The organism is Aquamicrobium defluvii, from assembly GCF_004363725.1.
Lineage (GTDB): Bacteria > Pseudomonadota > Alphaproteobacteria > Rhizobiales > Rhizobiaceae > Mesorhizobium > Mesorhizobium defluvii.
In genome coordinates, this window is sequence record NZ_SNZF01000003.1 from 250,911 (window position 1) to 263,591 (window position 12,681).

Sequence of the window (12,681 nt, forward strand, 5' to 3'; positions counted from 1 at the left end):
TCAGACCGTTCGGTCCAGCACTCCCAGCGGGAACTCGATCTCGACGCGCACGCCGTCGGGATCCCAATGGCGGCTGAACTTGCCGCCCAGCTGCGCCTCGACCGACAGCGTGAGAAGGCGGGTGCCGAAACCTGCATGTTCGGGTGTTGCGCCGGTCAGGTTGGCACCGCGCTCCACCCACTCGACGCCAACCCGGTCCACCGCACGGCTGAAGCGCACAGCGATGCCGCCGCTGGGCGTCGACAGCGCTCCGTATTTGGCGGAATTGGTGGCCAGTTCATGGAACACCAGCGCCAGCGGCGTCGCCGCACCGGCGTCGATGCGCGCATCCGGCCCCTCGATGGAAATGCGCTGCCCCTTCTCGTCGTCATAAGGGCGCAGCAGGCGCCGCACCAGTTGCTGGAACGAATGGGACACGCGCTGTGCCGTTCGGGCGTGGTCGCCGGGGCGGATGAAGTCATGCGCGTCGTTAAGCGCCAGCAGCCTGCCGCGCAGCTCTTCGGCGAAATCCTTCATGTCCGGCCGGCCGCGCAACGACAGGCCGATCATGCCGCCGACGATCGAGAAGATGTTCTTGATGCGATGGTTCAGCTCGCGCGCGATCAGCTCGCGCTCGTCCACGGCAAGCTTCGATTCGTGGATATCGGTCGCCGTGCCGAACCAGCGCCTCAGCCGGCCCTTGCGGTCGCGCTGCGGCAGGGCCATCACCCGCAGCCACCGGTACTCGCCCGACTTGTGGAGCATCCGGTATTCGATGTCATAGGTCTTGCCGGTGGCCAGGCACTCGTTCCAGCACTCCGTTACCCGGTCGAGATCCTGCGGATGCAGGAGATCCATCCAGGTCGCCCGGCTTTCGCCCGCATCTTCCGCAATGCCGGTGAATTCGAACCAGCGCTTGCTGACATAGTCGAGCACCCCGTCCGAGGTTCCGCTCCAGACGATCTGCGGCAGCGTGTCGGTGAGCGTGTCGAAGCGGAACTCGCTTTCGGCGAGCGCCGCAGCCGTCTCCATCTGCTCGGTAACGTCGAGCAGGACGCCGATTATGTGGGTGGCGGTGCCGCCGGAATCGCGAACCGGCCGGCCGGACGCCACGACCCAGCGCACCTTTCCATCGGCCGCGATGACACGATACTGGCAGCGTATCTCCTGCGTCGTGTGCGGCACGGACAGGATCGCCTCGTTCACGAGGTGCCTGTCCTCGGGATGGACCGCCGTCGTCAGCCTGTCGCTGTGGACGCCGCGCGCAGCCTCCCGCTCGTCCACCCCGTAAAGGCGCGCGAAATCCTTGTCCCCGGCGCAGATACGGGTTGCCAGATCGAGGTCCCAGATTCCGATCAGGCCGGACGCGGAGATCGCGAGACTCAGCCGCTCGTCAGCACGATGACGGTCACGAATCGCCCTGACCCGCTCCGTGGTCTCGAACGACAGCAGCAACACCCCGCAAGGGATGCCGAGTTCATCGCGGATCGGCGAGAACTCGAGATCGAACCACGCCGTTTCCAGCGCCCCGTTGCGCCTGAGCTTGATCGGCTGGTCCCTGTAGCTCAGCGAGTTGCCGCAAAGGCACTTGTCGATGACCTCGCGATAGAAACCGGCAGCCTCGGCGAGAACCTCGGTAACGGGCTTGCCGATCGAGCCGAGATAAAGCTCCCCGAAAACATCGCTGACGGTGTCGTTGTAGACAAGCAGCCCATCGCGCCCGATCAGCATGGACATGGGCGCCGATGCGCCAAGGATGATGCGCGCCATCGTCCGCAGCGCCGGAGACCAGCCTTCCATGGGCCCCGCGGAGGTTGCCGCCCAGTCGAAGGCAAGTGTATCGCCGAGCATCCGGTTTGCGATGCAGCCGGCAGGAACAGGCTCCCCGAAATGCATTGTCAACGAAGCCGGCATCGAGCACCTCCTGCGATTGCCTGCTCAGGCGCATGTTGCGCGGCGCTTAAATCGACCTGAAGCCAATAAACGTAAACAAAACAGCTTCGACGCTTGCGTGCAAGCAGGAACCGACTCCCTGCCGCCTCAACCTTGGGTTTTGGCTAACGCGAATGCACCGCAACCATGGATTATGAACCTGCATCCCACGCAAAGCACCGGACTATCCCTGCGATATGGGCCATGTCGGCCAGCCGTCAACCCGTCCGGGTCGACGCTGCTTCGACGAAACGCCGGCGAAAGCGCCCGGGCTGGCCTGTCCGTGCAGGATCGCTCCGGCACCCTTCCTTTGGCGAGGCATCCCTCGCTGGCGAGAAGGCAGAATGCATAGCTCTGCCGCGTTCGGACAGCAGGCGAGCGCCTTCGGCTCTCTGCCATGGTGCACGGCGCCCGGCTCATACCCGGGACAAGGCCGGCGCCTGTGCGTAAGACGCCATCATCTTTCCTTTTGTATGTTAAAAATACTTATTGGTAAGTTATAGTGTCGTCAAGGATGGGGAAGCCTGCGCTCAAGGCTCCGTTTCATCGGCGGCGGAATGCGTAGTTTGCAGTTAAATTCCACTATGCAGAATTAAATTCTGCATTATTGACGGGAAGCCGGTTCGTTTTTATAGAACCGGCAGAAGGCATAGGGAGAAGGCGTCAGCCATGGACAATCTGGTCGGTTTCGAGCGCCGCGGGTGCATTGGCATCATCACCATCGACAGCCCGCCGGTGAATGCGCTTGGCCATGCGGTGCGCCTGGGGCTGGTCGCCGCACTGGAAGAAGCCGAACGCGACCCGCAAGTCGAAGCCATCGTGCTCAACTCGGCCGGACGCATCTTCACCGCCGGCGCCGATATCCGCGAGTTCGGCAAGCCGTCGCAGGCGCCGACCCTGCCCGAGGTCGTCGCCGCTTTCGACCGGAGCCCGAAGCCGATCGTGGCCGCGCTGCACGGAACCGCCTTCGGCGGCGGGCTGGAACTGCCCATGGGGTGCCACTATCGCGTGGCGCTTGCCGGCACCAGGATCGGCCTGCCCGAAGTCAAGCTCGGCCTGCTGCCGGGTGCCGGCGGCACGCAGCGCCTGCCGCGCCTGACCGGCGCGGAACAGGCACTCGACATGATCCTCACCGGCAATCCGGTGGAAGCGGAAGAAGCTCTTGAGCTTGGCATCGTCGATGCCGTCTATCCAGGGGGCGCCGCCCTGGATGCGGCGCTCGATTTCATCGAAAAGACGGGGATCGAGAAGCTGACCGCCACGCCCGTCAGCAGCCGCACCGACAGGATCGCCAACACCGATCCGGCCGTGTTTGCCGCCGCCCGCGCAAAGCTTGCGAAGGAAAAGCCCAACCTGTTCTCGCCGCAGCGCTGCGTCGATGCCGTCGAAGCAGCCGTGCAGCTTCCCTTCACCGAGGGCCTCGTCCGCGAGCGCGCCCTGTTTCAGGACTGCATGGCGTCCCCGCAGCGCGCCGGCCTCATCCATGCCTTCTTCGGTGAGCGCGAAGTGGCCAAGATTCCCTCGCTGCCGGCCGGCACGCCGCTGCGCAATGTGGAAAAGGTCGGCGTCATCGGCGCCGGCACCATGGGCAGCGGCATCGCCATGTGCTTTGCCAGCGCCGGCATCCCCGTCACGCTGGTCGATGCCAAGCCAGAGGCACTTCAGGCCGGTCTTGCCAATGTGCGCCGCACCTATGAAGGCAACGCCCATAAGGGCCGCATCAGCGCGGAGGAAGCGGAGCGCCGCATTGCGCTGGTCCAGCCCGCCGATTCCGTCGGCGCGCTGACCGATGCCGATCTGGTGATCGAGGCCGTGTTCGAGGATATGGAGCTGAAGAAAAAAATCTTCGCCGCCCTCGACAAGGTCTGCAAGCAGGGCGCGATCCTGGCCACCAACACCTCGACGCTCGACGTCGACGCCATCGCCGAAGCCACCTCGCGTCCGCAGGACGTGTGCGGCATGCACTTCTTCAGCCCGGCCAACATCATGCGCCTGCTGGAGAATGTGCGCGGCGCAAAGACCAGCGACGATGTGATCGCCACGATCATGGATGTGGCGCGCCGCATCGGCAAGGTCGGCGTTCTGGTCGGCGTCTGCTACGGCTTCGTCGGCAACCGCATGCTGCATCAGCGCGGCCGCGAGGCGATGGCGCTGGTCGAGGAAGGTGCGGCGCCCGAGCAGGTCGATGCCGTGCTCAAGAATTTCGGCTTCCCCATGGGCCACTTTGCCATGAGCGATCTTGCCGGCGTCGATGTCGGCTGGCGAATAAGGCAGGAGCGCCGCAAGGCCGGCGCGCCGGACGCCATCGCCCCCAACTGGCTGGACCGCATCGCCGAACTCGGCCGCTACGGCCAGAAGACCGGAGCCGGCATCTACCGCTACGAGCAGGGCGACCGCACGCCCCGCCCCGATCCGGAAGTGGCGAAGATACTGGAAGAGTATCGCCGCGAGGCGGGCATTGTGCCCCGCATGATCGACGATCAGGAAATTCTCGAACGCTGCCTCTACTCCATGATCAACGAAGGCGCGCGCATCCTTGAGGAAGGCGTAGCCCAGCGGGCGGTCGACATCGACGTGATCTGGCTGCACGGCTACGGTTTTCCCGCCTATCGCGGCGGGCCGATGTTCTGGGCCGATCAGGTGGGTCTGGGCAAGATCCACGACACGCTTGTGGCGCTGCATGAAAAGACCGGCGAGCCGCACTGGAAGCCTTCGGCTCTGCTGGAGCGGCTTGCCAGGACCGGCCAGACCTTCGCCTCGCTGTAAGCCCCGCCGGAGCCACGCCTCGTGACCGAAGCCGTCATCGTTTCCACCGCGCGCAACCCGCTCGCCAGGTCGTTCCGGGGCGCGTTCAACAACACCCACAGCCTCGTGCTGGGCGCTCATGTCGTCGGCAATGCCGTGGCAGGCGCAGGCATCGACAAGGACGAGGTCGAGGACCTCGTTCTCGGCGCCACCTTCCATGAGGGGCCGCAGCGCAAGAACATGGCGCGGCTGTGCGCCCTGGTCAGCCAGCAGTGCACGGCCGTCGCTCAGCAGGCCGGGCGCTTCGACGATGAGATCGTGCCACTCGCCACGACCAAGCTGGTCTTCGACAAGGCGACCGGCATCACCTCGCAGCAGGAGGTCATGCTCCATCAGGATGAATGCAACCGTCCGGACACGACCATCGAGGGCCTTGAGAAGCTGGAGCCGGTGCGGGGACCGGACAAGTTCATCACCGCCGGCAACGCCAGCCAGTTGTCCGATGGCGCATCGGCCTGCGTCGTGATGGACGCGACGCTTGCAGGGAAGCGCGGCCTGCAACCGCTCGGCATCTTCCGCGGTTTCGCCGTCGCCGGCTGCAAGCCGGATGAAATGGGCATCGGCCCGCAGCTCGACCGGCTCGAAGCGCTCGACGACACATGGGCCGCCATGCCCGAGGACTGGCTCCACTGACGCCTGAAAAACACCACTCACGGGAGACCCCGATGGCCTTGGACAGCGAAACACTCGACCAGTTGCTTGAAACGATAAGGCGCTTCGTGCGCGAGCGGCTGGTGCCGCTCGAACATCAGGTCGCCGAGAACGATGCGATCCCGGCCGAAATCATCACGGCCATGCGCGAGATGGGCCTGTTTGGCATGTCGATCCCGGAAGAGCACGGTGGCCTCGGCCTGTCCATGGAAGAGGAGGTGCGCGTCGCCTTCGAACTGGGGTGTACCTCGCCCGCCTTCCGCTCGCTGATCGGCACCAACAACGGCATCGGTTCGCAGGGCATCGTCATCGATGGCACGCAGGAACAGAAGCGCAAATACCTGCCGCGTCTGGCAAGCGGCGAACTGGTCGGATCCTTCGCGCTGACCGAGCCGGAGGCCGGTTCCGACGCGGGCTCGCTGCGCACCTCGGCCCGTCGTGACGGCGACTTCTACGTGCTGAACGGCACCAAGCGGTTCATCACCAATGCGCCGGTGGCCGGGCTGTTCACGGTCTTCGCCCGCACCGATCCCGCCAGCACGGATGCGCGCGGCGTCAGCGCCTTTCTCGTCGAGGCCGGAACGCCCGGCCTGTCCTTCGGCCCGATCGATCGCAAGATGGGGCAGAAGGGCGCCTACACCTGCGACGTCATCTTCGAGGATTGCCGCATCCCGGCCGACGCGGTTCTGGGCGGCAGGGAGGGACAGGGCTTCAAGACCGCCATGAAGGTGCTGGACCGCGGGCGCCTGCACATCTCGGCGGTGTGCGTGGGTGCATCCAGGCGCCTCATCGACGACAGCCTGCGCTATGCGGCCGAACGGCGGCAGTTCGGCAAGCCGATCGCCGAATTCCAGCTGGTGCAGGCGATGCTTGCCGACAGCCGTGCCGAATCCTATGCCGCCGAATGCATGGTGATGGAAACCGCACGCCGCAAGGACGCGGGACAGGACGTGAGCACCGACGCAGCCTGCTGCAAGATGTTCGCTTCGGAAATGGTCGGGCGCGTGGCCGACCGTGCCGTGCAGGTGCACGGCGGCGCCGGCTATATCGCGGACTACGGCATAGAACGCTTCTATCGCGACGTGCGCCTGTTTCGCATCTATGAGGGCACGACGCAGATCCAGCAGATCGTCATCGCCCGCAACATGGTGCGCGAGCTCGCGCAATAATTCCGCCGGCACGCACAAAATGGAAAGGGCAGGAAGTGAACCTCCTGCCCTTTTCCATCCCGCCGCCGCCCAGTCGACATTGTGAAGGGCGCCCATGGTGGAAATCATCGCCTGATAGCAGGCTGTGCGCTGATGCGGTGAACTGTCCGGCATATGCGGCATGTCGAAGACACGGCCCTCGACATAGCCCATGAGATAAAAGGCCGTGCCGATCACCCCTTCATCCTCGCACAGCAGGAAGTTGCGCGGCACCTGCACCGCCGAGCCCTGCAATGCGCTGATGACGCTATATTCGCGTTCCACCTGATGGGCCGATTTCAGCAGCGTGCCGGACGGCTTCTTGCGCAGCACCATGCGCCATCCCCCGCCTTCCAGCAGGCCCCCGCCTTCCAGCAGAAAAGTCGGATTGGACTGGCCGCCCTGGAACTGCCGGACCCGGAGCGGGCCGGATGCTTCGGCGAGATTTGCGGCAAGATAGTCTTGCAGCGCCGCCTCGTCGAAGCGCTGAGAGGGCAGTGGATCGACAAGCCGGGACATGGTCAGGACGCCATTACACCGCCATCGGCCACCAGAACCTGCCCGGTGACGTAGGACGACAGGTCGGAAGCGAGGAACAGGGCCACGCCCGCGATCTCTTCAGGACGGCCGATGCGGCGCAGCGGCATGCGGGCCTCGACGCGCGCCCGCCGTTCCGGCTCCTCGATCAGCGCCTTGGCGAAATCGGTGGCGATCAGCCCGGCGCGATGGCGTTGGCGCGCACGTTGGAAGGCCCCATTCCAGCGCCGCATTGCGCGCCAGCGCGGCCTCCGCCGCCTTCGACATGCCATAGCAGCCGATGGTAGTGGTGCCGCGCAGACCGGCAATGCCGAACAGCAGGATGACCGGGCCGCCGCCACGCTCCGCCATCTGCGGAATGACCATGTTGCACAGCCAGAACGTGCCCTTCACGTTGGCGTTCATGATCTTGTCGAACGCATCGTCGGTGAGTTCCGCCATTTTCCTTAAACGGGATTGACCAAACGGGATTGACCGCGGCGTTGCAGACGGGAATGTCGATCGCACCGAAATGCGCCTCCGTGGCGGCCGCGAGGCTTTCCAGATCTTCCTTGCGCCCGACGTGGCAGGGATGAGCGAGGGCCTTGTGTCCCGCCGCGCGCAGCGACGCGGCGACTTCCTCACTCGCATCCGCCTTGCGGCTGGAGACGACCACGGCGGCTCCCACCCTGGCATAGGCGTCGGCGATCGCCCTGCCGATGCACCGGCTCGATCCGGTTATCACCGCCACTTTCCCAGTCAGATCAATCATGATGGTGCCGCACCCTTGCTGTGTAGTCGTGAATCTGTCGACGCAAAGCGCTGCGATCGGCATCCGGGCCCGCGCGTGACATGCGCCGGCGAGCACGGATGCTTCAGGTCTTTATTTTGCCGGCTTGACCACCCTTGGCTTCGCGCCGGCTGCCTTGCGCCCCGATGCCGGCGCAGCCTGCACCTCCTCGCCCTTTTCCTTCCGGGCCGCGCCATTGGCGGCGGGCGGGCCGGCGAAGCCGTCGATCAGACGGTGCCGGTCGCGGTCGAACGCCGCCTGCAATTCCTTCACCTGCCGGTTCAGCGCATCGAGCCTCGCTGCCGTCTCGGTCATGGCGTCGGAGGTTTCGGCATAACGTGGCCAGGCACCGACGCGCTTGCCGCCATCATCGATGAAGCCGCGTTCCAGCACTTCGCAGATGACACCGGTTATCTCTTCCTCGGCGAAGTCCGCGAACCGGATCCAGTGGTGGACGTAGTTGCACATGCCGAACAGCGAAAGCACCATGAGGCGCGTCGGCATCGGCTTGAACAGGCCGGATGCCTGCCCTTCCCGGACCACCCCTTCGAACTTCTTCTCGAACGCCCGCTTGCGGCGCAGCGTCGCCTCGTAGCTGGCCTCCGGCAACGCGTTCTGCTGATGGTGGATCAGCGACCACATATCGGCCTGCTCGATCATCAGCCCGATATAGCGGGAAACCATGCGGCGCAGCCGCTCATCGGGTGCGAACGGCTCGTCCGCGATCGGCAGCACCTCCGCCTCGGCTCTGGTCAGCATCCGGTCGTAGATTTCGACCAGAATGTCTTCCTTGCTGCGGACGTAATGGTAGAGCGCGGCCTTCTGGATGCCGAGCCGCTCACCGATGTCGTCCAGCGAGGCTCCATGATACCCCTTCGACGAAAACAGTTCCGCCGAGACCGTGAGGATCTGCTCCCAGCGCTCCTCCGCACGCAGCCGTCTTCTCGGTCTGGGAGCCGGCTGCTCCCCTGCACCGGCTTTTGTGGCCATGTTAGTGTTTCCCGACTTTCCTGCAGCCCCTCGGCGGGGCTGCCTCCTTTTTGCATGAGCCGACACACTAGCCATGGTGAGACGCTATGAACAGAAGACGCCGGCTTCCGGGGGCGCTTTCCTTATGGAAAGACAAACTTTCAGCGGGCGGCGTAGCGCGCTGGCCGGCGTTCCGCCCAGGCTTTGGCGCCTTCCATCGAATCCTCGGTCAGATGGATCGGCTTGTTCAGTTCGCGATAGATGCGCAGGCCGTCGTTGAGCGGCGGTTCGCGGCCACGCAGAACGATCTCCTTGGTCATGCGAACCGCCAGCGGGCCTTTGCGGCAAATCCCGTCGGCGAGGTCGTCAATCGTCTTCTGAAGATCGGCGACCGGAACCACCCGATTGACGATACCAAGGCGATAGGCTTGCTGCGCATCGAAGCGGCGGCCGGTCATCAGCAGCTCCATGACCGCTCCAAGAGGAGCCGAACGCGGCATGACCAGAGCACCGAAACCATGCAGCACGCTCCACTTCACCTCCGGCGCGGCGAACATCGCAATGTCGGCGGCGATGCGGATATCGCAGCTCATCGCCAGCTCCATGCCTGAGAAGAAGGAGTTCAGGAGCTACCCGATCGGCTGCTGAAGTTATTCCGATCAGCCGGGACCGTTCTTTCACTCGTGGGACGCAAGGCCGGCCGCTGTGTCGGCCACAGGGTCCTCGACGCAACGCGCGACGAAATCATCCGGACCGAGATCGAGCGTTTCTATCTGAAGAAGAACCGCCCATCCATATCGGCTCTCGTGCGTAAAACGCAAGCTATCGCGCGGCAGGGTTGACGCCGCCCCATAGGAGAACGATTGTCGCACGCATCGAAGACGTTGATCTTGCCAAGTCAGCCAAGGCGCGCGGCGAGCCGAAGATTGAGAAGTCGACGATTGCCGCTCCGGGCAAGTTCGAAGTTTCGAGACCGCTGCAGGTCGTCCAGATTGACCACACCAAGGCAGATATCTTCGTTGTTGACGAAGAGGATCGTCGACCGCTCGGGCGGCCGTGGCTGACACTGGCGATGGATTTTTGCAGCAGGATGGTCACTGGCTTCTATCTCACCATGGCCCCAGGTCGAAGCGCGGATAAACCGTTCGCTGGAGGAGATCGCGACGCATGGCTTCTGCACCGCCATCGGCACATGGCGACCGGACGTTTCCGCCGTCGTGCTCCCGTTCATCGACCCGGGAACCGGACGTGCGTTCAGCTTCAGTTGCTCCGGCATCGGCTACACGATAGAGGAGAAGCGTCTCCGTACGGAGATCGGTCCGCGTATGGTCGAACTGGTCCACAATGTCGCTGCGGCCATGGGAACCTCTCCCATCCCCTGAAGCGTGCGTGACCAGATACTCGGCATCGCGCCGTTTCGGCTCCGAAACGATAGCCATGCGCAGTCGCCGGGAGCCTTCAGGGGATAGCGCGGTTGAAGAAGCGTACGAAACAGGCAGGCAGCGACATCGCCGTGGAGACGGTGCCTCCCGCGTCCGGCGACCGCCAGTTCGTGACTGCCTTGCAACGCGGCCTCGATATTCTGCGCGCCTTTCGCCCGGCTGACACCGCACTCGGCAATCAGGAGCTGGCGGAGCGATCCGGTCTGCCCAACTCCACCGTCTCGCGTCTCACCTACACCCTGTCGAAGCTTGGCTACCTCGTCTATCTGGAAGAAACCGGCAAGTACCGCATGGGCGTGCCTGTGCTGGGCCTCGGCTATGCATGCCTGAGCGGACTGAAGGTGCGCGAGGTGGCGCAGCCCTATCTGGACGCCCTCGCCGAGCACGCCGGCAACGGCATCCTTGTCGCCATGGGCGGACGCGATGAGTTCAGCATGATCTACGTTGCATGCGCCCGTTCGCCCGGTGTCGTGTCGTTGCAGCTCAATGTGGGCTCCCGCATCTCGCTCGCCCGTTCCAGCATGGGCCGCGCCTATCTGGCGGCAGCTCCCGCCCGGGAAAGAGAAACGCTGCTTCGCGGCATCGAGGCGCGAACCGACAAGGCGCGCTGGCCCCGGTTGCATGAGGAAATCCTGCGCGCCATCGAGGAAATCGAGACTCGCGGCTTCTGCCTCAATTCCGGGGAATGGCATGCGGACGTCAACTCTGTGGGCGTACCGCTCGTGCCGCTGCATGGAGGTGGCCCCGTCCTTGCGCTGAACTGCGGCGGCCCCGCCTACCTGCTGCCACGCGAACGGCTTGAAAACGATCTCGGGCCACGCATGGCCGAGATGGTGAAGAAGATACGCTATTCCGGTTAGAGTGCCTGATCCCGGGCTTTGATGGTGCGATCTGTTCTTCTGAATCGAGGGATGCGCTATGGGCCAGGTTCTGCATGGGAGCGCCACAACGACAGCGGCGGTCCGTCGGGCGATACAGCATAGTCATGTCTGGACGGCGCCCGCTGATCAAGGGTCTGTTTTCGCTGATGGGACGGTCGCGGATGCGGTCATGTCTCCGGCCTGTTGCTGCGGTCCTGTTGACCGCTGGCCCTGATGGTGTCCACCGATCCCTTGGCCTGGTCAAGAGAACGAGCTCGAAGCTCCGACCATGTTGCAGGCTTTCGGGATCTTTCCTCGTCTGTCCCCATCACGTCGCTGTCACCCTCGATTCGGGTCCGCGGTCTCAGCCGCCTCTGCCGTTACGGCAGTGTACCGGCATAGTGTGCGTCATCACGCATGAGCGCAAAGGCAATACGGGCGAGCTTGAAGCAGCTTGTGCAGATATCGGTTGCCCATCCTGGAAACGCGCCCCAGCCGCTCCTTGCCGCCAGATGAGCTTTGCCTCGGCGTGAGCCCGGGGAAAGGCAGCTGTCCGGCGTCAGCACCTGTGTCCCGGATTGAGGTTGAGATTTAAGGAGGGTTTTGGTCTCGTCAGCTGACGAAGGACCAGGATGACCACCCAATCCTCGAACACCAGAAAGCCTGCCGCGCAGGTGGTAAAGGACATTCGCCGGGCGACCCGACGGCATTTTTCAGCGGAAGACAAGATCCGGCTCGTGCTGGACGGACTGCGCGGCGAAGACAGCATCGCCGATCTGTGCCGCAAGGAAGGCATCGCGCAGGGCCTGTATTACACCTGGTCCAGGGAGTTCATGGAAGCCGGCAAGCGCCGCCTGGCCGGTGACACGGCGCGCGCCGCCACCGGCGACGAGGTCAAGGATCTGCGCCGCGAAGCCAGCGCGCTGAAGGAATGCGTTGCCGATCTGACGCTGGAAAACCGTCTGCTCAAAAAAAGCATGATCGCGGATGGATCGATGCGGCTGTGAAGTCCATTGTTTGCAGATGAACTCGTAGGGTGTGAGGCCCTTGAGCGTCTTGAGGCGGCGAACGAAGTTGCAGGCGTCGATGAAGTCGTTAAGGTGCCGTCGCAACTGGTCGTGCTTGTCGTAGTGGAAGCGCTTGACGGTGGCGTCCTTGATGGTGCGGTTCATCCGCTCGACCTGTCGGTTGGTCCATGGATGGTTGATCCTGGTGAGCCTGTGCCCGATGCCGTTCTCATTGCAGACCCGGTCGAAGATGTGGTGGAAAGCGTATTTGTGACGGGCGTGGTTGGTGAACTGGATGCCGTTCTCCGTCAGCACGGTGTGGATGGCGTAGGGGAGCGCCGCGATCAGATTGCGCAGGAACCGGGCCGTGGCCATCTTGCCCGCCTCCTGGTGCAGTTCGGCGTAGGCGAACTTTGAAGTGCGCTCGATGGCCACGAACAGGCGCAGCTGTGATTTTTCATGGAATGAGGACCCCAGTTGAGGGGTAATTTTCGTCCAAACGGGACCCCTTAACGTGGGGTCATCAAAGTGCGTCCGGTTTGA

General features: G+C 64.0%; 7 protein-coding genes and 6 pseudogenes. 5 read left to right on the plus strand and 8 right to left on the minus strand.

Annotation, left to right across the window (positions count from 1 at the left end; translation table 11 throughout):
- A complete protein-coding gene (locus DES43_RS03860; protein ID WP_133674811.1) occupies nt 1–1,893 on the minus strand; it encodes a sensor histidine kinase in 1,893 nt (630 codons plus the stop codon).
- A gap of 687 nt (nt 1,894–2,580) precedes the next feature.
- Between DES43_RS03860 and DES43_RS03865 the strand changes: the two genes are divergently transcribed.
- The 3 genes and pseudogenes from DES43_RS03865 (at nt 2,581) to DES43_RS03875 (ending at nt 6,536) form a co-directional block, all read left to right on the plus strand.
- Nucleotides 2,581–4,677 (plus strand): 3-hydroxyacyl-CoA dehydrogenase NAD-binding domain-containing protein, encoded by a 2,097-nt coding sequence (locus tag DES43_RS03865; RefSeq protein ID WP_035022381.1) that lies wholly within the window; start codon nt 2,581–2,583, stop codon nt 4,675–4,677.
- A 21-nt stretch (nt 4,678–4,698) separates the two neighbouring features.
- Nucleotides 4,699–5,283 (plus strand): annotated as a pseudogene (locus tag DES43_RS03870) (thiolase family protein); the annotation flags it as partial.
- Between the two features lie 98 nt (nt 5,284–5,381).
- Nucleotides 5,382–6,536 carry an acyl-CoA dehydrogenase family protein gene (locus DES43_RS03875; protein ID WP_035022384.1) on the plus strand — a complete coding sequence of 385 codons (1,155 nt, stop codon included), beginning with the start codon at nt 5,382–5,384 and terminating at the stop codon, nt 6,534–6,536.
- Nucleotides 6,537–6,572: 36 nt separating this feature from the next.
- On the opposite strand, the pseudogene DES43_RS03880 reads toward DES43_RS03875, so the two are convergent.
- From DES43_RS03880 to DES43_RS22630, 5 genes and pseudogenes are all read right to left on the minus strand, one after another.
- Nucleotides 6,573–7,073 (minus strand): annotated as a pseudogene (locus DES43_RS03880) (phosphotransferase family protein); the annotation flags it as partial.
- Nucleotides 7,074–7,075: 2 nt separating this feature from the next.
- A pseudogene (locus DES43_RS03885) lies at nt 7,076–7,842 on the minus strand (SDR family NAD(P)-dependent oxidoreductase).
- A 111-nt stretch (nt 7,843–7,953) separates the two neighbouring features.
- Complete coding sequence (locus DES43_RS03890) at nt 7,954–8,850, minus strand: TetR/AcrR family transcriptional regulator (RefSeq protein WP_035022389.1); 897 nt, start codon at nt 8,848–8,850, stop codon at nt 7,954–7,956.
- 140 nt (nt 8,851–8,990) lie between these two features.
- Nucleotides 8,991–9,434: an enoyl-CoA hydratase/isomerase family protein gene (locus tag DES43_RS03895; protein WP_051520313.1), complete on the minus strand. Its 444-nt coding sequence runs from the start codon at nt 9,432–9,434 to the stop codon at nt 8,991–8,993.
- A 293-nt stretch (nt 9,435–9,727) separates the two neighbouring features.
- Complete coding sequence (locus DES43_RS22630; protein WP_051520314.1) at nt 9,728–10,105, minus strand: hypothetical protein; 378 nt, start codon at nt 10,103–10,105, stop codon at nt 9,728–9,730.
- 198 nt (nt 10,106–10,303) lie between these two features.
- Between DES43_RS22630 and DES43_RS03905 the strand changes: the two genes are divergently transcribed.
- Complete coding sequence (locus tag DES43_RS03905) at nt 10,304–11,131, plus strand: IclR family transcriptional regulator (protein ID WP_084496355.1); 828 nt, start codon at nt 10,304–10,306, stop codon at nt 11,129–11,131.
- A 447-nt stretch (nt 11,132–11,578) separates the two neighbouring features.
- Here the strand turns inward: DES43_RS03905 and DES43_RS22805 are convergent.
- Nucleotides 11,579–11,668 (minus strand): annotated as a pseudogene (locus DES43_RS22805) (transposase); the annotation flags it as partial.
- 95 nt (nt 11,669–11,763) lie between these two features.
- On the opposite strand from DES43_RS22805, the pseudogene DES43_RS03915 reads away from it, so the two are divergent.
- Nucleotides 11,764–12,122 (plus strand): annotated as a pseudogene (locus tag DES43_RS03915) (transposase); the annotation flags it as partial.
- Here DES43_RS03915 and DES43_RS03920 read toward each other — a convergent pair.
- Nucleotides 12,118–12,681 (minus strand): annotated as a pseudogene (locus DES43_RS03920) (integrase core domain-containing protein); the annotation flags it as partial. The pseudogenes DES43_RS03915 and DES43_RS03920 overlap by 5 nt on opposite strands.

What these genes read in the sequence shown, in the direction of transcription:
- DES43_RS03875 (WP_035022384.1), top strand. Translation starts at nt 5,382, where the DNA reads ATGGCCTTGGACAGCGAAACACTCGACCAGTTGCTTGAAACGATAAGG.
- DES43_RS03860 (WP_133674811.1), bottom strand. Translation starts at nt 1,893, where the DNA reads ATGCCGGCTTCGTTGACAATGCATTTCGGGGAGCCTGTTCCTGCCGGC.
- DES43_RS03890 (WP_035022389.1), bottom strand. Translation starts at nt 8,850, where the DNA reads ATGGCCACAAAAGCCGGTGCAGGGGAGCAGCCGGCTCCCAGACCGAGA.
- DES43_RS22630 (WP_051520314.1), bottom strand. Translation starts at nt 10,105, where the DNA reads ATGCCGGAGCAACTGAAGCTGAACGCACGTCCGGTTCCCGGGTCGATG.
- DES43_RS03895 (WP_051520313.1), bottom strand. Translation starts at nt 9,434, where the DNA reads ATGGAGCTGGCGATGAGCTGCGATATCCGCATCGCCGCCGACATTGCG.
- DES43_RS03865 (WP_035022381.1), top strand. Translation starts at nt 2,581, where the DNA reads ATGGACAATCTGGTCGGTTTCGAGCGCCGCGGGTGCATTGGCATCATC.